The sequence below is a fragment of the Spirosoma arboris genome (assembly GCF_009754945.1).
GTDB lineage: Bacteria > Bacteroidota > Bacteroidia > Cytophagales > Spirosomataceae > Spirosoma > Spirosoma arboris.
The window spans coordinates 118,851-141,581 of record NZ_WPIN01000007.1 but is presented as its reverse complement, the minus strand read 5'-3'; the positions used below and the strand labels follow the sequence as shown (position 1 = coordinate 141,581).

Annotated in this window: 23 protein-coding genes; 14 read left to right on the top strand and 9 right to left on the bottom strand. The window is 44.6% G+C overall.

The features are described 5' to 3' along the window. Positions 1-158 precede the first annotated feature (158 nt). The gene (locus GO755_RS19565) at positions 159-962 is read left to right on the top strand and encodes an SMP-30/gluconolactonase/LRE family protein (protein WP_157586989.1); all 804 of its coding nucleotides are present in this window, start codon (positions 159-161) and stop codon (positions 960-962) included. A gap of 98 nt (positions 963-1,060) precedes the next feature. Here GO755_RS19565 and GO755_RS19560 read toward each other — a convergent pair whose 3' ends face one another. Both GO755_RS19560 and GO755_RS19555 read right to left on the bottom strand, forming a co-directional pair. Next, complete coding sequence (locus GO755_RS19560) at positions 1,061-1,723, bottom strand: phosphatidylserine decarboxylase family protein (protein ID WP_157586988.1); 663 nt, start codon at positions 1,721-1,723, stop codon at positions 1,061-1,063. Positions 1,724-1,823: 100 nt separating this feature from the next. Beyond that, positions 1,824-3,098 (bottom strand): Glu/Leu/Phe/Val family dehydrogenase, encoded by a 1,275-nt coding sequence (locus tag GO755_RS19555; protein WP_198174870.1) that lies wholly within the window; start codon positions 3,096-3,098, stop codon positions 1,824-1,826. Between the two features lie 333 nt (positions 3,099-3,431). Here GO755_RS19555 and GO755_RS19550 point away from each other — a divergent pair, with 333 nt between their 5' ends. The 5 genes from GO755_RS19550 (at position 3,432) to GO755_RS19530 (ending at position 6,334) form a co-directional block, all read left to right on the top strand. Beyond that, a complete protein-coding gene (locus tag GO755_RS19550) occupies positions 3,432-3,818 on the top strand; it encodes a TraR/DksA family transcriptional regulator (protein ID WP_111345657.1) in 387 nt (128 codons plus the stop codon). 309 nt (positions 3,819-4,127) lie between these two features. After that, complete coding sequence (locus GO755_RS19545) at positions 4,128-4,556, top strand: phage holin family protein (RefSeq protein WP_157586987.1); 429 nt, start codon at positions 4,128-4,130, stop codon at positions 4,554-4,556. Positions 4,557-4,635: 79 nt separating this feature from the next. Next, positions 4,636-5,160 carry a hypothetical protein gene (locus tag GO755_RS19540; RefSeq protein WP_157586986.1) on the top strand — a complete coding sequence of 175 codons (525 nt, stop codon included), beginning with the start codon at positions 4,636-4,638 and terminating at the stop codon, positions 5,158-5,160. Continuing rightward, on the top strand, positions 5,081-5,890 hold the full coding sequence (locus tag GO755_RS19535) for a geranylgeranylglyceryl/heptaprenylglyceryl phosphate synthase (RefSeq protein ID WP_157586985.1): 810 nt from the start codon (positions 5,081-5,083) through the stop codon (positions 5,888-5,890). The genes GO755_RS19540 and GO755_RS19535 overlap by 80 nt, the downstream gene beginning before the upstream one ends. A 3-nt stretch (positions 5,891-5,893) precedes the next feature. After that, the gene (locus GO755_RS19530; RefSeq protein ID WP_157586984.1) at positions 5,894-6,334 is read left to right on the top strand and encodes an energy transducer TonB; all 441 of its coding nucleotides are present in this window, start codon (positions 5,894-5,896) and stop codon (positions 6,332-6,334) included. Between the two features lie 102 nt (positions 6,335-6,436). Here the strand turns inward: GO755_RS19530 and GO755_RS19525 are convergent, their stop codons facing one another. The 3 genes from GO755_RS19525 to GO755_RS19515 form a co-directional block, all read right to left on the bottom strand. Beyond that, positions 6,437-7,363 (bottom strand): AraC family transcriptional regulator, encoded by a 927-nt coding sequence (locus GO755_RS19525; RefSeq protein ID WP_111345649.1) that lies wholly within the window; start codon positions 7,361-7,363, stop codon positions 6,437-6,439. Between the two features lie 173 nt (positions 7,364-7,536). Further along, positions 7,537-8,706, bottom strand: coding sequence for an acyl-CoA dehydrogenase (locus GO755_RS19520; RefSeq protein WP_157586983.1), 1,170 nt, complete (start codon positions 8,704-8,706; stop codon positions 7,537-7,539). Positions 8,707-8,787: 81 nt separating this feature from the next. After that, complete coding sequence (locus tag GO755_RS19515) at positions 8,788-9,243, bottom strand: MaoC family dehydratase (protein WP_157586982.1); 456 nt, start codon at positions 9,241-9,243, stop codon at positions 8,788-8,790. 30 nt (positions 9,244-9,273) lie between these two features. Here GO755_RS19515 and GO755_RS19510 point away from each other — a divergent pair, with 30 nt between their 5' ends. Continuing rightward, a complete protein-coding gene (locus GO755_RS19510) occupies positions 9,274-10,074 on the top strand; it encodes an alpha/beta hydrolase (RefSeq protein ID WP_157586981.1) in 801 nt (266 codons plus the stop codon). A 13-nt stretch (positions 10,075-10,087) separates the two neighbouring features. Here the strand turns inward: GO755_RS19510 and GO755_RS19505 are convergent, their stop codons facing one another. Beyond that, entirely contained in the window at positions 10,088-10,759 is a 672-nt protein-coding gene (locus tag GO755_RS19505; protein ID WP_317165911.1) for a TVP38/TMEM64 family protein, read from the bottom strand. Between the two features lie 86 nt (positions 10,760-10,845). Between GO755_RS19505 and GO755_RS19500 the strand changes: the two genes are divergently transcribed. Next, positions 10,846-11,985 (top strand): cystathionine gamma-synthase, encoded by a 1,140-nt coding sequence (locus GO755_RS19500; protein ID WP_157586980.1) that lies wholly within the window; start codon positions 10,846-10,848, stop codon positions 11,983-11,985. A gap of 107 nt (positions 11,986-12,092) precedes the next feature. Here GO755_RS19500 and GO755_RS19495 read toward each other — a convergent pair whose 3' ends face one another. Then, positions 12,093-14,471 (bottom strand): TonB-dependent receptor, encoded by a 2,379-nt coding sequence (locus GO755_RS19495; RefSeq protein ID WP_157586979.1) that lies wholly within the window; start codon positions 14,469-14,471, stop codon positions 12,093-12,095. Between the two features lie 266 nt (positions 14,472-14,737). Here GO755_RS19495 and GO755_RS19490 point away from each other — a divergent pair, with 266 nt between their 5' ends. From GO755_RS19490 to serS, 5 genes are all read left to right on the top strand, one after another. After that, positions 14,738-14,962, top strand: coding sequence for a DUF4926 domain-containing protein (locus GO755_RS19490; protein WP_157586978.1), 225 nt, complete (start codon positions 14,738-14,740; stop codon positions 14,960-14,962). An 85-nt stretch (positions 14,963-15,047) separates the two neighbouring features. Next, positions 15,048-15,743, top strand: coding sequence for a tetratricopeptide repeat protein (locus GO755_RS19485; protein WP_157586977.1), 696 nt, complete (start codon positions 15,048-15,050; stop codon positions 15,741-15,743). 182 nt (positions 15,744-15,925) lie between these two features. Next, complete coding sequence (ribH, locus tag GO755_RS19480) at positions 15,926-16,426, top strand: 6,7-dimethyl-8-ribityllumazine synthase (RefSeq protein ID WP_157586976.1); 501 nt, start codon at positions 15,926-15,928, stop codon at positions 16,424-16,426. Positions 16,427-16,512: 86 nt separating this feature from the next. Then, positions 16,513-17,841, top strand: coding sequence for an aspartate kinase (locus GO755_RS19475; protein WP_157586975.1), 1,329 nt, complete (start codon positions 16,513-16,515; stop codon positions 17,839-17,841). Between the two features lie 67 nt (positions 17,842-17,908). Beyond that, positions 17,909-19,180: a serine--tRNA ligase gene (gene serS / locus GO755_RS19470; protein WP_157586974.1), complete on the top strand. Its 1,272-nt coding sequence runs from the start codon at positions 17,909-17,911 to the stop codon at positions 19,178-19,180. A gap of 84 nt (positions 19,181-19,264) precedes the next feature. Here the strand turns inward: serS and GO755_RS19465 are convergent, their stop codons facing one another. Further along, positions 19,265-19,540 carry a hypothetical protein gene (locus tag GO755_RS19465; protein WP_157586973.1) on the bottom strand — a complete coding sequence of 92 codons (276 nt, stop codon included), beginning with the start codon at positions 19,538-19,540 and terminating at the stop codon, positions 19,265-19,267. Positions 19,541-19,632: 92 nt separating this feature from the next. Next, on the bottom strand, positions 19,633-20,910 hold the full coding sequence (locus tag GO755_RS19460) for a DUF349 domain-containing protein (RefSeq protein ID WP_157586972.1): 1,278 nt from the start codon (positions 20,908-20,910) through the stop codon (positions 19,633-19,635). Positions 20,911-20,984: 74 nt separating this feature from the next. On the opposite strand from GO755_RS19460, the gene ettA reads away from it, so the two are divergent. After that, positions 20,985-22,652, top strand: a complete 1,668-nt coding sequence (gene ettA, locus GO755_RS19455; RefSeq protein ID WP_157586971.1) for an energy-dependent translational throttle protein EttA — start codon at positions 20,985-20,987, stop codon at positions 22,650-22,652. Positions 22,653-22,731 lie beyond the last annotated feature (79 nt).

The window sequence follows — 22,731 nt, the reverse complement described above, 5'->3', positions numbered from 1 at the left end:
ATTCGCTAAATTCTTGCCTATGTGTTCGTATGATAAAATCTGTAAACAAAAATTAATAACTTCTCTTTAGTCTTAATGGTCTGATTTACACTGTGCCTGCTACTAAACGACACGGCACATTTTTTGAATAAGGTATAAGAGCTCAACGACTTACTGTTATGGATAATATACGTGTACTGGCAGAAGGCTTACGTTTTCCCGAAGGGCCGGCATTTGATGCACACGGCAATCTTTGGTGTGTAGAACAAGAAGGAGAGGGATTATTTTGTCGGTATAAAGATGGTAAAACTAAGCGAATTCAAACCGGCGGGCGTCCTAATGCACTCGTTTGTAATATGGGGGACCTATGGTTTTGCGATTCAGGGCAAAACGCAATCCGGCGTTTAGATATAAACACCGAAGCCATCGAAACCGTCATTAGTCATGTAAGTGGCCAGCCTCTTAATATGCCAAATGATCTGACCTTCGATAGTCACAACAATTTGATCGTTACCTGTCCAGGTCCACCCGATGTAGGTCAACAGGGCTATGTGGTGGTTTATTCGGCGAAGGGTTCGGTTGAAATTATTGCCGATGGATTACTTTACCCAAATGGGCTTGCCTTTTATCCTGATAGTCAAACACTGTTGATCGCTGAAACGCATCAACAACGTATCTGGAGCGGTTACTGGGATATAGAAGGACTAAGCTGGGAAACTATTCGCGTATGGGCGACTGTCATTGATGCTCCCGTGGGTGCGTCGGTTCCCGGCCCTGATGGTATGACGCCCGGCCCTGATGGCAATTTGTACGTCGCCGTTTTTGGCGCGGGCATCATTCGGGTATTTTCGGCTGATGGTGCCTTCGTGCGCGATATTTCGTTGCCCGGCCAAAACCCGTCTAATTGTATTTATGACCCTTCAGGAAAGTTGGGGTTAATTGTAACAGAAACCGAAAAAGGGCAATTGTTGAGTATTGTGTAATGGTGGAATAGGAGAGTAAGTGGAATGGTGAAGTAGGTTAGGTGGAATGCGTTGTTTACTCACTGCACCTAACCTACTTCACCATTCCACTTACTCTCCTACTTCAACTCTGCAATGACTGTCACGCCACCTTTGGTAACGTCACCGATATTGACTTTGATTTCAGCGTCCAAAGGCAAGAATACATCCACACGCGAACCGAATTTGATAAACCCAAATTCTTCGCCCTGTTTTACCGGCTGACCTTCTTTTACATACCAGATAATTCTACGAGCAACGGCACCCGCTATCTGACGAAAAAGTACCTCTATACCACTGGGAGTTTCAATAACGATTGTTGTCCGTTCGTTTTCAGTGCTGGATTTTGGATGCCAGGCGACTAGATATTTGCCCGGAAAATACTTGAAGTATCGTACAATGCCCGATACCGGGTTGCGGTTGACGTGTACGTTCAGGGGCGACATAAAAATGGATACCTGCCGCCGACGATCTTTAAAATATTCTCCTTCGGTGGTTTCTTCAATCACAACAACCTTACCATCGGCAGGAGCAATTACCTGTGCATCTCCTGTGGTGAGTAATCGGTTAGGAATGCGAAAAAACTGCACAACTAATACAAACAGAACCAGGCTTACTAATGCCAATAAGGTCGTGGCCGTTGGTGAATCAGAAAACAGATAAAAATAGGCGAGTAAATTCAGTGCCAGTAAAACCAGCCCTGTGGTAAGCATTATTGTATTGCCTTCACGATGTAAGCGCATAGAAAAAATGTATGATGAATGAGGTATGATGTATTTTGGGCATGGCAAGTATGGACAAAATTATACACCATACATTATACATCATACATTTTTAAATAAATCAATAGCCTCCCCGGTATTTATAGGTACTGGCAACTTTGTCAATAGCAACAATGTAAGCTGCCAGACGCAGCGGTACCTGATATCGTTGCGAGGTGTCAAATACGCGATCAAAGGCGTCCTTCATAACACGGTCGGCCCGTCGGTTGATGCGGTCGAGTGTCCATTTATAGCCAATTCGGTTTTGTACCCATTCGAAATAAGAAACAGTAACTCCGCCTGCGTTGGCCAGAATATCGGGCACAACTAAGATGCCTTTACTATTAATAATTTCGTCGGCGCTGGCCGATGTGGGCCCATTAGCTCCTTCTACAATCATTTTGGCCTGAATAGAAGCCGCATTATCTTCTGTAATGACATCTTCTTTTGCAGCTGGTACTAGTACATCGACTGCTAAAGAAAGAAGTTCCTCGTTCGAGATTTTCTCCGCTCCGCCAAAACCTTCAAGCGTTCCTTTATTCGAATTCCGATAACTAACGGCTGCCGTAATATCAATACCGCTTTTATTATAGTAGCCTCCCGAAATATCGCTCACGGCCACGACCGTAACTCCTCGTTCATGGAGTAATTCGGCGGCAAATGAACCAACATTGCCAAAACCCTGAACGGCTGCCGTAGCCCGATAAGGATTCATCCTCAGCTTGTCCATTGCGGATAAAGCCGCTACAGTAACACCACGCCCGGTTGCTTCTGTGCGCCCTAGCGACCCACCCAGCACGAGCGGTTTTCCTGTTACTACATTATTAACAGTCATGCCTTTCGCTTTAGAATACTCGTCTACGATCCAGGCCATCTCACGTGGACCAGTGCCCATGTCGGGGGCTGGAATGTCACGATCAGGTCCGATTACGTCGAGCATGGCAACCGTATATTGTCGGATGAGTCGCTCAATTTCACCGGCCGACATTTCACGTGGGTTGCAGGCAATACCACCTTTAGCACCTCCATACGGAATGTCGACAACAGCGCATTTCCAGGTCATCCAGGCTGCCAGTGCACGCACCTCGTCGAGGTTTACAGCTGGATCGAGCCGGATGCCTCCCTTGGCAGGTCCAAGAATATTAGAATGGATAACCCGGTAGCCTTCAAACACCTTAATCGCCCCATTGTCCATCGTAACGGGTAAGCCTACAATAACCTGTCGGGCTGGTACTTTCAGGATATCATACATTTCGTCTGAAATGCCCACTAATTTGGCCGCAGCATCAAAACGCGACATCATTGACTCAAGCGGATTCTCTTTATCTTTTATTGGAGCTGGTTCAATATATCCCATGACTTTAGATTGACTTCAGTTTTAAAACAAATTTGGTGATGAAGTGTCCCACAAACTTAATAAATCATATATGATATTGTGAAAAGTATATTTTTTCTAAGATTAATATAATGTTAACAAACCAAAGGATTAATTATGATTTTTGACGTTGGCCAAAGACTTTTCCATAAAAAAAACTATATACCGAAGATTCGTTTGGTAAACGTATCAATGTCAATTTGATAAAATTTAATAAAAAAACGCTCTATATTAAACGAAACATTGAAATACCGAATACAAAACATTAATTTTGTGGCTGAAAAATGGAGCACACCATCTAACGTAGGATAGGCTATGGTTATGGACGAAAAAAAGCGTTATTCAGAGGAGGATCTGAAAGAATTTGAAGTACTGATCAGTCAGAAGCTTGACGCGACCCGAAGTGAATTAAATTATATTAAGGAAACGCTTAGCAAACGGAATGACAGTGGCACCGATAACACATCGGGCAATTCTAAACTGCTCGAAGACGGGGCTGATACCAGCGAACGCGAAAATTTAAGTCAGTTGGCTGCCCGGTTGCAGAAATTTATTCAGCAGTTAGATGCGGCTATGGTACGGATCAAAAATGGAACCTACGGTATTTGTAAGGATACGGGTAAATTGATTCCGAAAGAACGCTTACGGGCTGTACCGCACACCCAGCAAACGATTGAAGCTAAATTGCGTCAGTCGCGTTAATCAGGTAACGAGTAATAGGAGTTCTCTATTGACAGGTTTTAAAGTCTGTTGAGTTGTTTGATGGCAGCCTTCATTTGTGGGCAGCTTTTTGTTTGGCTCCAATAGAAACCAAAATGGATGATAGGACTCTACTATGATTTGTCCAAAGTGCTACCAGAATGTGTGTAACCTCTGATTAGCAATTAATAAGCATTACAAAAACAGCTTCGGCACCTGGTGTGTCGAAGCTGTTTTTATTTTTATCGGTTTTTTGAACAAATTGAGCGGTTATTTGTAAATACCGGAGAGCGAAATAAATTATTGAGGACCATGCTGGAACATCTGGAAGAGATTCGGGAGAATATATTCCGTTATCTGGAAGCCCGCATCGAGCTGTTTACGCTGGAGAGCCGGGGCAAAATAGAAGAAGGAGTTGTTGTTGGAATACATGGTATTGTACTGGCGTTGCTCAGCACAATGACACTTATTTTTCTGTTTATTCTACTGGCAGCTTACCTGAACCAACTATTGGATAGTAAGTATCTGGGCTTTTTAATTGTGGCTGGTTTTTTCCTATTAGTAACGCTTCTTTGGCTGGCAGCTAAAGATTTCTTTAAAGCAAAAATTCGGATAGCAGCTTATAGCGCCATGAAAAAGAGCCAGGAGAAAAAAAGCGAAGAAAAAACAGAAGCTATTGAAGAACTGATGGCTCAGACCCGCTCATCACTAAATGATAGGGGAGGCTTTACCCAAAAATAATAATTATTATAGCAATTTGCTGATAAACAAATACTTAATTTGATTTAATGCATTTCTACGTGCATTCAACTTAGCTAAGATGGAAGATCCTAAAGTGTTATTCGCTGACACAACTGCTCGCCGGGCGCAATTAATGGCCGCCACCGAGCGATTTAAGACATCAATTAATGATGGCGTAGAGTCAATAAAGGAAGACGCAACCGAGATTGGTAAAACAGCTGTGTTTGTTGCAGGTGCCGCTTTAGCCGTATATTTGGTGGTTAATGCTATTCTGCCTAAGTCTGATGAGTATCGGTATGCCGAAAAATACGGTGAACCAGACGATCTGGACTATGACGACGAGGATAATGAGGATGACGAATCATACGATCGACCATCAACTCCCAAAGCCGTTAGGCAGCAGGCAAAAAAAGTAAATAAGTCGGCAGCCGCGAGTGGGTTAATCGGGGGAATTATAACCTCTGTATTAACGAATATCGCTCGTGAGCAGCTAACTGGATTTTTAGCCCGCATCCGTACAAATAATGCCATCAATCCAACTGCCGAACCAACTCAATATCACGAACAGGCCCCAACAGAGCCTGTTGACTATACTGCGCACTAATAGGCTGTCTGGCCAAAAAGCGATTGGCGTTCTGCTTGATCCCGATAAAATCGAGCAGAACGCATTGATTAATTTACTTACTCGAACGGCAGAGTATCCTATTGACTTTTTTTTGGTTGGTGGGAGTTTAGTGACCGACTATCTACACAAAGAGCTGATTGCTGCTATTCGTAGCCATACCAGTACACCTATCATTCTGTTTCCAGGAAACCCGCTTCATATTGAGCCGTCGGCTGATGCGATTTTATTCCTTTCGCTTATTTCAGGGCGTAATCCGGAGTTTTTGATTGGTCAGCATGTGATTGCAGCCCCCTTACTCAAAAAAAGTGGCCTGGAAATTCTACCAACAGGCTATATGCTTGTCGATAGTGGCGCACAAACGACCGTTTCCTATATTAGTGGTACAATGCCGTTGCCTCACGATAAACCCGCTGTGGCCGCTTGTACGGCTATGGCTGGCGAAATGCTGGGATTACAACTCATGTATCTGGATGCTGGTAGTGGCGCACGTAAGGCTGTATCGCCCGAAATGATTGCGGCTGTTCGGGCTGTAGTCGATCTTCCTATTATTGTTGGCGGAGGTATTAACTCAGGTGAAAAGGCGTATCAAGCCTTAAAAGCTGGAGCCGATATGATTGTCGTTGGAAATGGCATCGAACAGGACCCAGATCTATTACCGCAGTTATCAACTGTAGTGCGAGAATTTAATCAATCAGTTGTTCGCGCTTAATCTATGAAACGTTTTACGCTCGCAGTTCTGTGTTTGACTAGCTCAGTTTGTATACTGCCATCGCTTTGTTCAACTACGCTTGCTCAGTCGCAAAATCAAAAGGTTTATACTGTGGTCGAGCAGCAACCTGAATTCCCAGGAGGCAAGGCTGCTTTGAGCCTCTATCTTGCCGAAAATATAAAGGTTCCGGGTGTTCTGATCAGAAAGAACTATAATACGGGCCAAGTCGCTGCCAAATTCATCGTTGACGAACTTGGCTATGTGCATGATGTTCGGGTGGTGACAAAGCCACTCGACAAAAAAGTGCGTAAAGGGATGGAAGATTTCATGGCAAGTATTATTACAGCCGTTGAAAAAATGCCCCGTTGGGAACCCGGCGAAGTTGGTGGAAAACGTGTACCGGTATTCTACACCTTGCCAATAGAGGTGAACGTGAACGAATAGAGTTGTAAGTAGTAAGCTATAAAGTGGTAAGTGGCTGACGCGAAAGGAAACAACCTTCTGCATCAGCCACTTACCACTTTATAGCTTACTACTTACAACTTCTTAAACATTCATCAATGATTCCCGACGGCGCATCTTACCGGCTGGAATACCGAACATCATCTTAAAGCGTCGGCAGAAATAAGCAGTGTCTTTATAGCCAACTTCAGCACCGATTGCTCGAATGCTCTTTTTGCTTGTTCGTAACAAGCCCACAGCCGCTTCCATTCGCTGGTATTCAATATAATCCTGTGGATTAATACCGGTTAGCATCTTAAAGTATTGCCCGACATAATCCTCTGAAACGTTTGCCACGTTGGCGAGTACTTTGTTCGAAAGATCTCCGCCAAGATTTTCTTTGATATAAGCGAAAATATCAATCAGGCGTGGGTCTTTGAAGTAGGTACTGTTTGTTACCAATTGCTCAACAAACAGGTGATTCTTCAGAATATACCGAACAACTTCAATAACGATTTCTTCGGTTTTAATCTTAATGATTCGTCCTTTACCGGCCAGATCGGTCATCTCCTCGGCCAGAATCTGATCGATGGTTATGGCTAAATGCTCTTCCCGCTTAATAATGAATGGCGGGACATCAAGTGAGTTGAAGAAGTTAACAGAATCGAATACTTTGGCTTCGAAAGAGACGTAACCGAATGAGTTAGGTAAATGCCCAATTAATTTAGGGTCATGATTGCCTTCCCAATACGATTCGCGGTGCGTCATAAACTCTTCGTTCGAGACGGTTTTCGGGTTTGTTGGGTCTCCGTAGGTAACAGTAACGTGTTTGCCGCCCGGAATGAACAGCATATCGCCTACCTCTACCTTTATTTTTTCATCACCGATCGATACGTCGCCATTGTATAAAATCAGCAATGTGTTTTCAACATCATAGAAGTTCTTGATGGTGATCGGTTGCAAAATCCGAATGTTTCGGGCTTTGATAAACTTCACGCCCAGTGATTCGATAATTTTATTATAGTCTTCCATAGCTGAAAGGAGTGCCTTCGTAAATTTGGGTTGTGCACAAAGTTGCACAAAACTAATAATTTGTACAAAACTAATACAACTATAAAAGTTTCCAAAAAATAAAAAAAATAATGCGTATCCGCTTTGAACACGCATTATATAGTAAGAAAAATTCTATTTTAGGGAGAAATACCCTATCTGATGAGTTCTCGGGCAATCACTAATTTTTGGATTTCAGACGTACCTTCATAAATCTGAGTGATTTTTGCATCCCGCATTAATCGCTCTACATGAAATTCTTTTACGTAGCCGTAACCACCATGAATTTGCACGGCTTCGGTAGTAGCCCACATAGCTATTTCTGAGGCAAATAACTTAGCCATTGCAGCGGCCTGTACATAGTCTTTATGCTCGTCTTTGAGTCGGGCGGCCTTGTAAACCAGTAATCTAGCCGCTTCAATCTTAGTTGCCATTTCGGCCAATTTGAACTGAATCGCCTGATGCTCAAATATTTGCTTACCAAACGACTTGCGCTCCTGACTATATTTTAGCGCTAACTCATAGGCTCCGGCAGCTATACCTAAGGCCTGTGCGGCAATGCCAATTCGGCCTCCGTTCAGGGTAGACATGGCAAACTTGAAGCCAAAACCATCTTCACCAATACGATTTTGTTTAGGTATTTTTACGTCGGTAAACAATAACGAATGGGTATCTGATGCCCGGATACCCATCTTGTCTTCTTTTTTACCAACAACAAAACCGGGCATTCCTTTTTCAACAATCAGGCAATTGATACCCCGATGTTTTTTCTCACGATTGGTTTGGGCGATTACTAAGCAAATACCAGATGAATTGCCATTCGTGATCCAATTTTTAGTGCCATTAACTAAATAATAATCCCCTTTATCTTCGGCAGTGGTGGCTTGTGAGGTTGCGTCGGAGCCCGCTTCAGGTTCCGACAGGCAAAAGGCACCAATGGTTTCGCCGGTAGCCAGGCGGGTTAAGTATTTCTGCTTTTGCTCTTCAGTACCATAAGCTTCGAGTCCGTAACAGACAAGCGAGTTATTGACTGACATCACCACCGAAGCTGACGCATCGATTTTAGAGATTTCCTCCATGGCCAATACGTAGGAAACGGTATCCATGCCTCCTCCACCATAGTCTGGCGAAACCATCATTCCTAAAAAGCCCAGCTCACCCATTTTTTTTATCTGTTCAGCTGGAAATCGGGCTTCGTTATCCCGTTCAACAATGCCGGGGAGTAACTCATTTTGGGCGAAATCGCGAGCAGCTTCCTGAACAGCTAAGTGCTCTTCCGATAAATTAAAATTCAATCCCTGTAACTCCAGCGATGCCGTTGCCATCTGAATTGGGTTGTTTAAAAGGTTTGTTGTGAGTAGTGTAAAGGTAATAAAATGTTGAATAATGGTATGCAAGCATACTATTTATTCGAAAAGTAAAGTAATCAATTCCGCTACGCAGGCTGGTTTCTGTTCGCCCTCTACTTCGAAAATACATTCAGTTATAATTCGGTAACCCTTATTTTGTGGCTCTACGCTTTGCAACTGGACTTTCATGCGCAGTCGACTCTCAACCGGAACGGCATTTGTAAAACGAACTTTGTTTGAGCCATAGTTGATTCCCATTTTGACTGATTCGACTCGGTAAAGCTCGGCCATTAGTTTGGGGGCCAGGGAAAGCGTCAGGAAACCATGGGCAATGGGCGTTTTATAGGGCGACAGTCGTGCGGCTAACTCAGGATCGGTATGAATCCATTGATGGTCACCGGTGGCCTGCGCAAAAAGATTAATCATTTCCTGCGTAATGATCATGTACTCAGTTTCGCCGAGCGGTTGCCCGGCATGGGCAGAAAATTCGGCCAGATTCGCGAAGGTTAGCATGGGTGTTTGGGTTTTTGCAACTTTGCTGGTATGAACACGGCTAAAGTTCAAACGTTTCAGTGCGAAGGCAATTTAATTGCTTACCAAAAATTTGGGAATGGGCAGGCTATTATACTGGCGTTTCATGGCTTTGGGCAGAGCAGTGAGGTCTTTGCACCATTAGAAACGACACTAGGCAACCAATTTACCATTTTTGCGATGGATTTATTTTTTCATGGCAATAGTCAATACGTTGGTGATCAGTTACTAACCAAATCGGCCTGGCAAGGATTTATAGCTGTGTTCTTACGAGAACAACGAATCGACCGGTTTTCGTTGATGGGTTTTAGTCTTGGTGGTCGTTTTGCGTTAGCAACTGTCGAAGCTTTTGCCGACCGACTTGACCAACTGCTATTGCTTGCCCCCGATGGTATTACACGCAGCGCCTGGTATTGGGTAGCAACTGGTTCGGGGCTAGGAAGGCGGTTGTTTCGTTACGTATTAGAGCATTTATCAATGTTAAATGCATTAGGTCATACGCTCACTCAGCTTGGTTTGCTTAATCGAACAGTCATGCGTTTCGCCGAAATCTCGCTGGGTACCTACGAACAGCGCGAATTAGTATATAAAAGCTGGACCCAGTTTCGTCTAATTCATCCAAACCTGAAAGCTATCAGCAAGTTACTGAATGATCATTCGGTACAGGTTCGTTTTTTTACGGGCGCTTTCGACCGAATTGTACCAGGAACGTATATTCTTCCACTTACAAAACAACTTCGGCATTTCGAGCTCACAGTTTTGAAAACAGGCCACAATCATCTGATTGAGCTGGCAAGCGAAAAGTTAGTATAAGTTTGCCAGCAGACTACTTTAATGATCGTTGAATAACTTGCCATAACCCGGCGATTGAGACAACAATTAAGCCTACAATGACAATCTGTGTCCAGGAGCTTTGGTTAGGATTTTCGAGCAGCGTTCTTATTTCGCGCGCTTCGTGACCAGACCAAATCGCCAGTATCGTCCGGGGTGTCATACCTAAAAAGCCACCTAGCAAAATATTTTTGAGTTTCGCCCCCGACAAGGCAAATAACAAGTTGGTCAGACCAAAAGGGAGAATAGGGGAGAGCTTGGCAAAAAAGATAACTTCTAGCTCGTTGTTCAAGATACGGTCAAGAACGGATTGTGCTTTAGGATTTCGCCTAATAAAAGCCAGAAAACGCTCATGATCGAGCCAGCGAACAAGCATGTTGATGAACAGGATTCCACCAAAATTGATAACAAAAAGGGGTACAACGGCTTGCCAACCCAGAAAATACCCGAAAATCAACGCCAGCATAGTTGGGGGTGTTAAGCCTGCAGACGTAATAGCACACGCAACAGTAATACCTGCCCATTGCCAGGCTGTAAATCCTGCAATGGCTGCCTCATGAACTACGGCATAGTAGGTCAGAAGGGAGGTAAATACAATTGGTGTTACCGATAACGCGAGACCAGCAAGGGCCGGACCGGTAAGGGATTTAGGAATGGCTAATTTCACACTCTATCAAACAGGTAAATGGCGGTTGTGGTTTAAACCCGTTCTGCAAGCTCGGCTCTGTAGTATATTCTTCGTTACATTTGACTATGAAATTCGGAACCAAAGCCATCCATGCCGGTATTGAGCCGGACCCTACAACGGGTGCTATCATGACACCCATTTATCAAACGTCGACTTATGTACAGGAGTCGCCGGGTAAGCACAAAGGATACGAGTATGCCCGGACGCAAAATCCTACCCGAACGGTGCTGCAAAATAACCTCGCAGCTCTCGAAAATGGCAAACATGGTATTTGTTATTCATCGGGTCTGGGAGCGACAGATGCGATCTTGAAATTATTCAAGCCTGGCGATGAAATTATTACCAGCAATGATTTATATGGCGGTACGTACCGCATTATGGTACGAGTGTTCCAGGAATTTGGTTTGAAATTCAAGTTCGTCGATTTGTCGAATCCGGCCAATTTGGATGGACTGATTACGCCCGCTACCAAAATGGTGTGGATTGAGACTCCAACAAACCCTTTGCTTCGGTTGGTAGACATTGCGGCTATTGCAGCCAGTACAAAACCGCACAACATCAAGCTGGTGGTCGATAATACGTTTGCATCCCCCTATCTGCAAAACCCGCTCGATCTGGGAGCCGATATAGTAATGCATTCCGTTACGAAATATCTGGGTGGTCACTCAGACACGGTTATGGGTGCTATTATCCTGAATGACGACGAAACTGCTCAGCAACTGGCTTTTATCCAGAATGCATGTGGTGCCGTGCCAGGACCGCAGGATTGCTTTCTGGTGCTTCGTGGTATCAAAACCCTGCATGTTCGGATGCAACGGCACTGCGAAAACGCGATGAAGGTGGCGCAGTATTTACAACAGCATCCCAAAGTAAGCCAGGTTTATTACCCCGGTCTGGAATCGCATATTGGCCATGAACTGGCGAAGAAACAAATGCGCGGTTTCGGTGGCATGCTCTCGTTTGAGCTTAAAGGCGATTCATACCCCGAAGCGGTACGTGTGATGGAAAGTTTCGAAGTATTTTCGCTAGGTGAATCATTAGGTGGTGTGGAATCACTTTGTACGCACCCGGCCAGCATGACCCACGCCAGTATTCCCAAAGAAGAACGTATTAAGAACGGGCTGAAAGACACCCTCATTCGGCTCAGCGTTGGTATTGAGGATGTCGAGGATTTGATCCAGGATCTGGGGCAGGCAATAAATTAGAACCGGGATTTAGCTGATTTAGGGATTTACTGGATTTTGTTTTGCGCTTCTTTGAAGCGAATCAATAAGCAAAATCCAGTGAATCCCTAAATCAGCTAAATCCCGGTTTAGAAACGCACTCTCACCCCCGCCAGAAAATTCCGCCCGGCTTGTGGGTAATACGCATTATCGGCTGCCACTTTCCCTTCTGAAATGTAGGCGTAGGTGTAGCCATTCGATTCATAGAGCTCATTCAGTATGTTGTTGAATAATAGCGTAAAGGCAATTTCCTGTGCGAACTTCGGTTTGATACTATAAATCAGGCGGATATCATTTGTGAAATAGGAGTTCAACTTCCGACTATCGTTCGATGTATTGTCCAGATACTGCTTGCCAACATATTTGGAGAGTAGACCCAGTTCCAACCCTTTAGCGGGCGTGAATAACAATTGTGAACCGGCAATGACATTGGGCGAAAACGAAATATCCGTCTGGCTATATTGACGGCTTTCCTGATTTCCAGTGTCATAATTGTCTAGGTACTCCGTGAAGTTCTTCACTTTATTTCGACTAAACGTGGCGTTTACATTCCAACGGAGTTGTTTGGCTAACCGAGCACCTACTTCAAATTCCAACCCTGCCCGGTAGCTTACCGGAATATTCACCCGATTATACGCTCCAACATCGTTTAGCTGCCCAGAAAGAACTAGCTGATTTTGATAGCTCATGTAGTATCCATTGACCGTGAACGCCAGTTTTTCTGACTGAATCTTATAACCCGCTTCATAATCGATCAGTTGTTCAGCCTTAGGGCGGCTCTCGGGTGTCGATTGCGTGTAATCGTCGCGATTGGGTTCCCGATGGCCAACGCCTACCGAGGCATAAGCGGTACTATGGTCGTTGATCGTATAGGTCAGACCCGCTTTCGGATTGAAGAATGTCAAGTTGGCATTCTGCTGGACGTTCTGGAGCTTACTGTTAAAGCCTAGAAACGAGTAGCCAACTGTTCGCACCTGCAAATCGAGGAAACCGTTTAGCGGATTGCTGAATTGGTAAAAGGCCTTCGCATACAGATTAAAGTCTGTTTTTATCGCGTTGTCGTCATAGTAATGATCCCGAATGTTGGTGTTCCCGGCTACTCGAGCCCAGATAATTTCGCCAAAGTGGGCACCCTGATATTGATTCCAACCACCACCGAAGTTGGCCGTTAGTTTACCCAAACTGTTATAGTCGAGAGAAAAAACAGTGCCGAAAAAGTCATTGTCTAACCATTTCCGCCGGATAATATCTGTGCTCTTGATGAGTGAATCGCTAATAACTACATCAGGTAAATTATACTTGCTGAATGCATCGTTGGGCTTTAATTCCTCATAATAACCTTTCCCTTTTGTGTAGAACAGAGACGCATTCAAACGCCAGTTCTTGCTCAATCCAAATGAGCTAATGAGCTGATAATTATCCTGTTGGTAATTGTCGGTCTGGTTGTCATACGTAAATGAATTATACCTGCGATTGGTCTTCAGAATGTCTTCTGGAACACCATTCCAGGCCTGATACGTTTGCTCCTGACCCGAAAAGACATTCAAACGCACGAAACTCTTATCCGTATAATAGCCTCCTGACAGATAAAACGATTTCAGGTTTGAAAAGGCACGATCAATAAACCCGTCAGAGTGAATGCTTGACAATCGGGCATCCAGTACAAAATGGTTGTTAATCAAGCCTGTGCCCGCTAGTACGTTTGCTTTTCGCGTTCCGAATGAACCGCCCGAAAGATTCACTTCGGCATAGGGTTTCGTTTCGAGTTTGTTTGTCTGGATATTGACAGATGCGCCAAAAGCGCCCGCCCCATTGGTTGAGGTGCCAATTCCACGTTGAATCTGAATGCTACTCACTGAGGAAGCAAAGTCAGGCATATCCACAAAATACGTCCCCTGCGATTCGGCATCATTGTAAGGAATTCCGTTCAGCGTTACGTTTACCCGCGTCGCGTCGGAACCGCGAATACGAATACCCGTATAACCAACACCTGCTCCTGCATCCGACGTTGTGACAATTGAAGGGGTAAAATTCAGTAATTGAGGCACATCTTGTCCCAGATTTAATTTATCTAAATCCCGGCGTGTTACGTCAGTATACGCAATAGCTGATTTCTGATTGGCGCGCGTAGCACTAACAACAACTTCATCGACTGCCACTGCGGTTTTGACTAATTTGATTGAAAGCGTAGTGTTCTGGGTCAAATTGACAGATTGAATTTGTGGTTCGTAACCCAATAGCGAAATCCGTAGAGACAAATTGCCTGGCTTTACGTTTGTAAGCTGAAAATTGCCCGTAGCATTGGTGAATGTGCCTTTGTAGGTTCCATCAAGTACAATGGCTACCCCAGGTAACGTACTACCATCGTCATCGCTGACTGTGCCAGTAATTGATAATTGAGCCCAGCTGGGCGAGATTGACAGCCAGCATAAAGCCATCAGGATAAAGTAGGTCGTCGGTTTTTTCATGACGAAAAAGCGTGACGATAGGCAAGGGGCCAAACCTACCTTTGGTTAGAGATGATTGTTTGGACATACTCACAGCCATTAACTGTGAATTCATTTCCCTTCGCAGCATTACCCGCGCAGGTTCAATGGGTATAATCTCAGCCCGTTGTATTGGGGCACCCCTTAATAAGATTAGCGGGGCAAAGTTAATTTATTATTATGAAATAAGGGGTAGGATATATCGTTTGTCTACTTAAAAGATAGTTTTCAATGGTATTTATGTAGATATGAATGAGTTCGATTTAGTTGTATTGCAAGAAGATGTTGCTGATGGGCAGTTAAAAGCGGGTGATGTTGGCACGATTTTAACTGTGTATAATGGAGGAAAAGCATTTGAAGTCGAATTTGTGACATTAACAGGCGAGGCTGTAGCTATTGAGACCCTGCTAGCTCACCAAATTCGGGAGGTTCGGGCGTCAGAAATTATGGCTGTACGCGATATATCACAATAAGAACCACAGAATTCGTAAACTTTTGAGACTTACGCTTTTCCGCAATTGTAAATATTCCTAATTTTGCAGTCCAAATTGCAAAAGCATGAGCAAAAAGAATAGCGGCCTGGATTTTCTGGAAGATCCAGACGCATTAGAAGGAAAGTTAGAGGATGTTGGCGATTACTTCCAGCAAAATAAGAATATTGTACTAGGTATTCTCGGTGGTATTGTACTGCTGGTTGCTGGGTTCTTTGGATACCGTTTGTATATCGGTAGCCAGGATGAAACGGCGCAGGTCGAAATGTTCCCGTCAGTTTATCAGCTCGAAGCCGACTCACTGAAAAAAGCCTTGAACGGCGACGGTAAAACTCCTGGTTTGCTATCAGTAGCTGATAACTATGGTTCGACGAAAGGTGGTAATCTGGCTGAATTCTATGCGGGCGTTGGTTTGCTGAAAGAAGGCAAATACGATGATGCCATTGAGCATTTAAAAAGTTTCAGTTCTTCGGACCTGCTGGTGCAGGCGCGCGCTTATGCGCTTACAGGTGATGCCTATATGGAGAAGAAAAGCTTTGATGAAGCTGCTGATTATTACAGAAAGGCTGCTGACTATAAGTCGAACAAATACTTCACGCCCGGCTACCTTATGAAGCTAGCTATTGCTTACGAGCAAGCTAAGCAGAATGACAAGGCCATTGAGACGTACAACGAAATTATTGAGAAATACGCTGAATCCACTGAAGCTGGTAGTGCTAAGAAGTACAAATCCGTACTTGAGGCAACCGTCGGTGAGTCGTAAGCGTACTTGACTAATCAATACCGCAAAGGACAAAGCCGACATAGGTTTTGTCCTTTTTTGTTGTCTGAACCGGGATTTTTATGATTTTATTGACTAGCATCATTTCGCTAATAAGAGATAAATATTCTGGCAACTGACAAAATCAAGAAAATCATTTAAATCCTGAAAATCCCGGTTCAGACATGGCATCTGACTTAAAAAATCTAAGCGTCTTTTCAACAGACGAACTCCCCGATATTAGCCAACGACGGTTTGCTATTCTGGTTTCAGAATGGAACACGGAGGTTACCGAAGCGCTATTCGAAGGTGCTTATCAAATTTTGCTTCAGTACGGGGCCAAACCCGAAAACGTTATTCGGGGCAACGTACCGGGCAGCTACGAGTTAAGTTTGGGAGCACAATGGTTCGCCCAACGCGATGACATTGATGCTGTAATCGCACTTGGTTGCGTGATTCAGGGCGAAACCAAACACAACGATTACATAAATCACGCTGTGGCACAAGGTCTGACGAACGTTAGTCTGAAAACAAATAAACCCGTCATTTTTGGTGTGCTAACCCCCAACGATCAGCAACAGGCTCTAGACCGGGCGGGCGGAAAGCATGGTAATAAAGGCGACGAAGCTGCTATAACAGCTATCAAAATGCTCGGATTACAACAACAAGTTTATAGTAAATTTTAAAGAGCGAAAGAGTGAATGAGTGAAAGAGCGCCACATAGCTCCCAACTTATTCGCTCTTTCACTCATTCACTCTTTCGCTTAAAAAAATGCACGTCTGGAAATTTGGCGGTACGTCGGTTGGGAAACCTGAGCGTATGCAGTCGATTCGAAATCTGATTACTGAAGACGACACTCGTAAAATTGTCGTCTTGTCGGCTTTGTCTGGTTCTACCAACGCACTTCTAGCCATCGGAGAATCACTTAAGGCAACTAATGATGCCGATGCAAATGCTAAGATTGATGTCCTTAAAGCGCACTATGACAACTTTGTCGATGAGTTGTATAAAACGACCGATGGTAAAGCTGCTGGGCAAAAGATCATCGATAACGAATTTTCATTTATCCGTTCGCTGGTAGGCATTAAGCCGTTCACGCTCAAGCAGGAGAAGGAGTTAGTAGCCGAAGGAGAACTGCTCAGTACACAGATTTTTCAGGCATTTCTAACTGAAGAAGGGGTAGCATCAACCTTGTTACCTGCGCTGGAATTTATGCGGATAGACGCCGACAACGAGCCAGAAATTCACTTTACCGAGCAGAAACTAGCAGAAATACTACCCTTGCATGCCGATAAGCAAATTATCGTCACCCAAGGATTTATCTGCCGGAATCCGCGTGGCGAGGTCGATAACCTCAAACGGGGTGGTTCAGATTATACCGCTTCTCTGATTGGTGGCGCCATGCGCGCTGAGGAAATTCAGATTTGGACTGATATCGACGGGATGCACAACAACGACCCGCGCATTGTGAAAAATACATTCCCTGTTCGGGAGTTGACGTTCGATGAAGCGGCTGAATTGGCTTATTTCGGTGCGAAAATTTTACATCCGTCCACGATTACTCCTGCGCGAATGTTTGGCGTACCGGTACGTTTGAAAAACACGATGGACCCTAGTGCACCTGGTACCCTCATTGCCGACCGGACTAGTGATCAGGTGTTCAAAGCCATTGCGGCCAAAGATGGTATAACCGCTTTATACATTCACTCGACCCGTATGCTGAACGCCTATGGTTTTCTGCGTCGGATTTTTGAGATTTTCGAGAAGTATAAAACGCCCGTTGATATGATAACCACGTCCGAAGTTTCGGTATCGGTTACTATTGACAACACAGAGCGCATTCAGGAAATCACAGACGAGCTGAATACGTTCTGCACACTTGAAGAGCCTGATTTTGACCAGACGATTATTTGTATCGTTGGTAATTTTAGCGCTGATAACGAAGGTGTTGCGATTCGAGTTTTCAACGCTATGAAGAATATTCCTATTCGGATGATTTCGTATGGCGGTACAGAAAGTAACCTGTCGTTGCTCGTTCATGGTCGTTATAAAGCAGAAGCCTTGAACGCACTAAATGATGGCCTTTTTGCTAACGAGTAATTGGCGACTAACTATTGACTAACCTTATTGGCTTTTTTACAAGAAGGGCCAAGCTTCAAATACGATAATGCTCCAGCTTCCATTTATCCGCGAAAATAAAGAAACGACGTTAGCAGGCCTTCGCAAACGGAATTTCGCTAATGCCGAGAGCGCCATTGATCAGGTACTCACACTCGACCAAAAACGACGCGATACCCAACGTGAACTTGATGATGTATTGGCTCAATCCAATGCTAAGGCGGGCCAAATTGGTGCGTTGATGAAAGCTGGCGATAAAGCAGCTGCCGAAGCGGCAAAAGCCGAAACCGCAGACTTAAAAGCGCGTTCAAAAGATCTTGCTGATGCCCTTCGGCAAATTGAGTCTGATTTGCAGGCAGTACTCGTAACCATTCCCAACATTCCCCACAGCAGCGTTCCCAAAGGGCGCACGCCTGAGGATAATGAAGTTGTGCTGGAACACGGAGAGAAGCCAACACTTCATGAAAAAGCGCAACCACACTGGGAGCTGATCAAGAAGTATGATATTATCGACTTCGAGTTAGGCGTTAAGATTTCGGGAGCAGGTTTTCCAGTTTATAAGGGCAAAGGCGCTCGAATTCAACGGGCTATGATTAATTTCTTCCTGGATGAAGCGCTGAAAGCTGGGTATATGGAAGTTCAGCCGCCGATTGTGGTGAATGAGGATTCGGGTTTTGGAACGGGACAATTGCCAGACAAAGAAGGGCAGATGTACTACGTTACGGAAGATAAATTATACCTGATTCCAACAGCAGAGGTTCCCATCACGAATATCTACCGCGATATTATTCTTCCTGAAAGCCAGTTGCCTGTTAAAAACGTCGGTTATACACCTTGTTTCCGTCGTGAAGCAGGCTCTTGGGGTGCGCACGTACGAGGGTTGAACCGATTACACCAATTTGACAAAGTTGAAATTGTTCGGATTGAAAAGCCTGAAAATTCGTATGCCGCTCTGGAGGAAATGAGTTTGCATGTGCAGAGCTTACTTCAAAAACTAGAGCTGCCTTATCGTGTCTTACGGCTTTGTGGGGGCGATATGGGTTTTACATCGGCACTTACTTACGATATGGAAGTCTGGTCTGCCGCTCAGCAGCGTTGGCTGGAAGTTAGCTCGGTTTCAAACTTCGAAACCTATCAGGCCAACCGACTCAAACTCCGCTCGAAGTTAGAAGGGAAGATGCAACTGATGCACACCCTAAATGGCTCGGCCTTAGCGCTACCACGTATTCTGGCCTCTATTCTAGAGAATAACCAAACGCCAGAAGGTATTCGAATTCCAAAGGTGTTGGTGCCGTATTGTGGATTTGAGACGATTGAGTAAAATTTTGTAGAGCTTAGTAAAACAAACCCCCATTGATTTCGAAATCAATGGGGGTTTGCTTTTGCTATTTGGGGTAGCTAAGCCTTAACAATCACAGGAGTAGTTGCCGTAACCAGGATATTTCGGCGATAATTTGCCCGAAACACTCACGACACGATCAAGAGGTATAATTTCTCCCGTGGCTAATTCAAGCCATTCTGCACCATTTTCATGAAGAAGTTGCTTGATTATTACGTCGGCTTTGATAAATTCACTCAGGTCGGTCAAATACTCAAGACGCACGAATTTGCCAGGAATAATAGCTGCCCGGAAGTCTGTGTCAGAGATAATAGTATCAGAATTAATCAGGGTCGTTTCCATATCCTAACAACAATCCTAAAATGCGAAACGTGCCCCGATTATAAACCGAGGCACGTTTCGTTAGTTTGTCATGCTGACGTCAGCATGACAAACTAATACCCAGCTGTTTCCAGTTGTTTTTGCAACTCACGTAAAATCGTTTCTTTCATCGCGATTTTCCGTTTCTGAGTATTGATCTTATTCAGAATTTGCTTGTCTTCGTCCTTGTATGGATCGAGACCATCTGCATCCTGTAAGGCAAATTGCAAGTCGTTTTTCTCACGCTTAACGAGGTATTCCATCTCCCGAATTTTCGTCCGAATCTGCTCCGACTGGCTTTTAAGCTCAAAAGCGGGGTATTTGCGAGTCAGGACACGGCCAAGATAACTTAGCTCAAAAATTTTGTCGCAGGCTGCCCGGAAACGCTCGTTAACGACTTTATCCTGTAGCTTAAACGGCACCCGAATCTCTTTCCAGGCATTGAGTAGCACTTTAGCTCGCTCAGCAGCAGCAAAAATGTCGGATTGTTTGGAGAGCTTCTCCACTTCATCGGCCATTTTCATTTGAGCCTCAATACGCGGATCAATCTTGGGAACCATAACAATGCCCTTCACGTCGTTGTATTTCGTGTAGAACATCGTTGTTGCTTTCTTAAACTGCTTATACAGTTTACCACTTTTCTTGATCGGAACCTCACCAACTGCTTTCCAGGCATTGTTAAGTCGCCGAACTTCCTGAAAAGCCGCGTCTAAATCACCTAATCGGTTTGCCCTAAATGCTAACCGAATAAGCTCATCATACTTATCAAGGCGCTCCTGAATGACTTTATTCTGCTCATTAAAGAACTCACGTCGACGCTGAAAAAAGCCGTCTAGCAGTTCCTGAAACCGACCCTCCACTTCCACCTCAACCGACTTATCTACCGGTCCGGTCTTGATCCATTTGGTCTTGATTTCCTGTAAAGCGTCAGCTGTTGTACGCCAGTCTGTACTGTCGACAATGGCTTCGGCTTCGGCAATCAATGCCCGCTTGATGTCGTAATTCTTTCGTTGATTGACCGTAATTAAATCGGCCAGCAACTTCTCTTGTTCGTCCAGCCGATCGAGCAGAGGAGGGAAGTCTCCTAATGCATCGAAACCGAGTAGTTTCTTGCGGAGTTGAACCAGTTTTGTCAGATACGAACCTTTGTTCTGAGCTTCGTCGATGTCTTTTTCTAACTGACTGACTTTGTTCTCCGCGATGATGAAGCGATTTTTAAAATAATCGAGCGCTTCCTGCTCGGTGCGTTTGACTTCGCCTATCTGGCGGTCTTCGTAGTTCAGGTAGCCTTTCAAAAATACCTTTCCGTCTTTGACGTAACCGTATTCATCTACCAGTGAAGCGTTTTCCATTACTGTGCTTGGTTAAGGCTGCGCTGTGGGTTAAATTTGAGGGTAATTGCCAACCACAAATCTATCAGAAATTAATGAGTCAGGAAACCATAATTTTCTCTATGGCAGGCGTGAGTAAAAATATTCCGCCTAACCGACAAATCCTAAAGAACATCTACCTTTCCTTTTTTTATGGTGCAAAAATCGGTGTTTTGGGACTGAATGGTTCCGGTAAATCAACCTTATTACGCATCATTGCAGGAATAGACAAAAATTATACCGGAGAAGTCGTGTTTTCTCCAGGCTATTCGGTTGGGATGCTTGAGCAGGAACCAAAGTTTGAGGCTGGCAAAACAGTACGTGAGGTAGTTGAAGAAGGGGTACAGGAAGTCGTAAATCTGTTGAAAGAGTTTGACGAGATTAATGAAGCTTTTGGCGATCCCGACGCTGACTTCGATAAACTTATTAATCGGCAAGGTGAGGTTCAGGAAAAACTTGATCATTACAACGCCTGGGAGCTTGATCAGAAACTCGAACGAGCGATGGATGCGTTACGTTGCCCACCATCCGATGCGCTGATTGATACGCTATCTGGGGGCGAAAAACGCCGGGTCGCTCTATGCCGCCTATTGCTTCAACAACCTGATGTATTGTTGCTTGACGAGCCAACGAACCACCTGGATGCTGAATCTGTACTATGGCTGGAAGAACACCTCCGGCAGTATTCGGGAACAGTTATTGCTGTAACGCACGATCGCTACTTTCTGGATAATGTAGCAGGCTGGATTCTTGAACTTGACCGGGGCGAAGGTATTCCCTGGAAAGGCAATTATTCCTCGTGGCTAGAGCAGAAGCAAAATCGACTGGCTAAAGAAGAAAAGACGGAATCGAAGCGGCAGAAAACCCTTCAGCGCGAGTTGGAATGGGTGAAAATGGCGCCTAAAGCGCGTCAGGCTAAGTCGAAAGCTCGTTTGGGAGCTTATGAACGGCTATTAAATGAGGACGCCAAGCAACGGGATGAAAAGCTGGAAATTTTCATTCCAGCAGGGCCACGATTAGGTGCTAAAGTCATTGAAGCTGAAGATGTATCCAAAGCCTTCGGCGATCGACTTCTTTTCGAACATTTGGGATTCAGGTTGCCACAAGGTGGTATCGTGGGAATCATTGGCCCTAATGGTGCTGGGAAAACAACGCTCTTTAAACTTATTACAGGCCGGGATAAACCCAATTCGGGCACGTTCGACGTGGGCGAAACGGTAAAAGTGGCTTACGTCGATCAGGAACATGATGGGTTAGATCCCAACAAAACAGTCTATGAAACGATTTCTGGGGGCAACGATTGGATTATAATGGGAGGGAAGCAGTCGAATGCTCGTGCCTATGTAAGCCGATTTAATTTTGGCGGGGCTGACCAGGAAAAGAAAATCGGAACGCTATCAGGTGGTGAGCGTAACCGGGTTCATCTGGCTATGACACTCAAAGAAGGGGCCAACCTGCTACTGCTGGATGAGCCAACCAATGATTTGGATGTGAATACGTTACGGGCGCTTGAAGAAGGTTTAGAAAACTTTGCTGGTTGCGCCGTTGTCATTAGCCACGATCGCTGGTTCCTAGATCGTATTGCCACCCATATTCTGGCTTTTGAAGGTGATTCTCAAGTTTACTGGTTTGAAGGAAACTTTTCAGAATACGAAGAAAACCGACGTAAACGCTTAGGCTCAGATGCTACGCCAACGCGGATTAAATATAAAAAGCTGGCCTAGTTTCAAGTGTATCGTCGAACATCAAAAAAGCAGTACCCATCTTATAGGTACTGCTTTTTTGATGTTCGCTTTTAAAGAA

Excerpts from the sequence above, each read along its gene's own strand:
- GO755_RS19535 (WP_157586985.1), top strand. The coding sequence starts at position 5,081 with ATGCCATCAATCCAACTGCCGAACCAACTCAATATCACGAACAGGCCC.
- GO755_RS19560 (WP_157586988.1), bottom strand. The coding sequence starts at position 1,723 with ATGCGCTTACATCGTGAAGGCAATACAATAATGCTTACCACAGGGCTG.
- GO755_RS19475 (WP_157586975.1), top strand. The coding sequence starts at position 16,513 with ATGCACGTCTGGAAATTTGGCGGTACGTCGGTTGGGAAACCTGAGCGT.
- GO755_RS19540 (WP_157586986.1), top strand. The coding sequence starts at position 4,636 with ATGGAAGATCCTAAAGTGTTATTCGCTGACACAACTGCTCGCCGGGCG.
- GO755_RS19550 (WP_111345657.1), top strand. The coding sequence starts at position 3,432 with ATGGTTATGGACGAAAAAAAGCGTTATTCAGAGGAGGATCTGAAAGAA.
- ribH (WP_157586976.1), top strand. The coding sequence starts at position 15,926 with ATGGCATCTGACTTAAAAAATCTAAGCGTCTTTTCAACAGACGAACTC.
- ettA (WP_157586971.1), top strand. The coding sequence starts at position 20,985 with ATGAGTCAGGAAACCATAATTTTCTCTATGGCAGGCGTGAGTAAAAAT.
- GO755_RS19520 (WP_157586983.1), bottom strand. The coding sequence starts at position 8,706 with ATGGCAACGGCATCGCTGGAGTTACAGGGATTGAATTTTAATTTATCG.
- GO755_RS19565 (WP_157586989.1), top strand. The coding sequence starts at position 159 with ATGGATAATATACGTGTACTGGCAGAAGGCTTACGTTTTCCCGAAGGG.
- GO755_RS19515 (WP_157586982.1), bottom strand. The coding sequence starts at position 9,243 with ATGCTAACCTTCGCGAATCTGGCCGAATTTTCTGCCCATGCCGGGCAA.
- GO755_RS19545 (WP_157586987.1), top strand. The coding sequence starts at position 4,128 with ATGCTGGAACATCTGGAAGAGATTCGGGAGAATATATTCCGTTATCTG.
- GO755_RS19530 (WP_157586984.1), top strand. The coding sequence starts at position 5,894 with ATGAAACGTTTTACGCTCGCAGTTCTGTGTTTGACTAGCTCAGTTTGT.
- GO755_RS19460 (WP_157586972.1), bottom strand. The coding sequence starts at position 20,910 with ATGGAAAACGCTTCACTGGTAGATGAATACGGTTACGTCAAAGACGGA.
- GO755_RS19525 (WP_111345649.1), bottom strand. The coding sequence starts at position 7,363 with ATGGAAGACTATAATAAAATTATCGAATCACTGGGCGTGAAGTTTATC.
- GO755_RS19555 (WP_198174870.1), bottom strand. The coding sequence starts at position 3,098 with ATGGGATATATTGAACCAGCTCCAATAAAAGATAAAGAGAATCCGCTT.
- serS (WP_157586974.1), top strand. The coding sequence starts at position 17,909 with ATGCTCCAGCTTCCATTTATCCGCGAAAATAAAGAAACGACGTTAGCA.
- GO755_RS19510 (WP_157586981.1), top strand. The coding sequence starts at position 9,274 with ATGAACACGGCTAAAGTTCAAACGTTTCAGTGCGAAGGCAATTTAATT.
- GO755_RS19500 (WP_157586980.1), top strand. The coding sequence starts at position 10,846 with ATGAAATTCGGAACCAAAGCCATCCATGCCGGTATTGAGCCGGACCCT.
- GO755_RS19490 (WP_157586978.1), top strand. The coding sequence starts at position 14,738 with ATGAATGAGTTCGATTTAGTTGTATTGCAAGAAGATGTTGCTGATGGG.
- GO755_RS19495 (WP_157586979.1), bottom strand. The coding sequence starts at position 14,471 with ATGAAAAAACCGACGACCTACTTTATCCTGATGGCTTTATGCTGGCTG.
- GO755_RS19465 (WP_157586973.1), bottom strand. The coding sequence starts at position 19,540 with ATGGAAACGACCCTGATTAATTCTGATACTATTATCTCTGACACAGAC.
- GO755_RS19485 (WP_157586977.1), top strand. The coding sequence starts at position 15,048 with ATGAGCAAAAAGAATAGCGGCCTGGATTTTCTGGAAGATCCAGACGCA.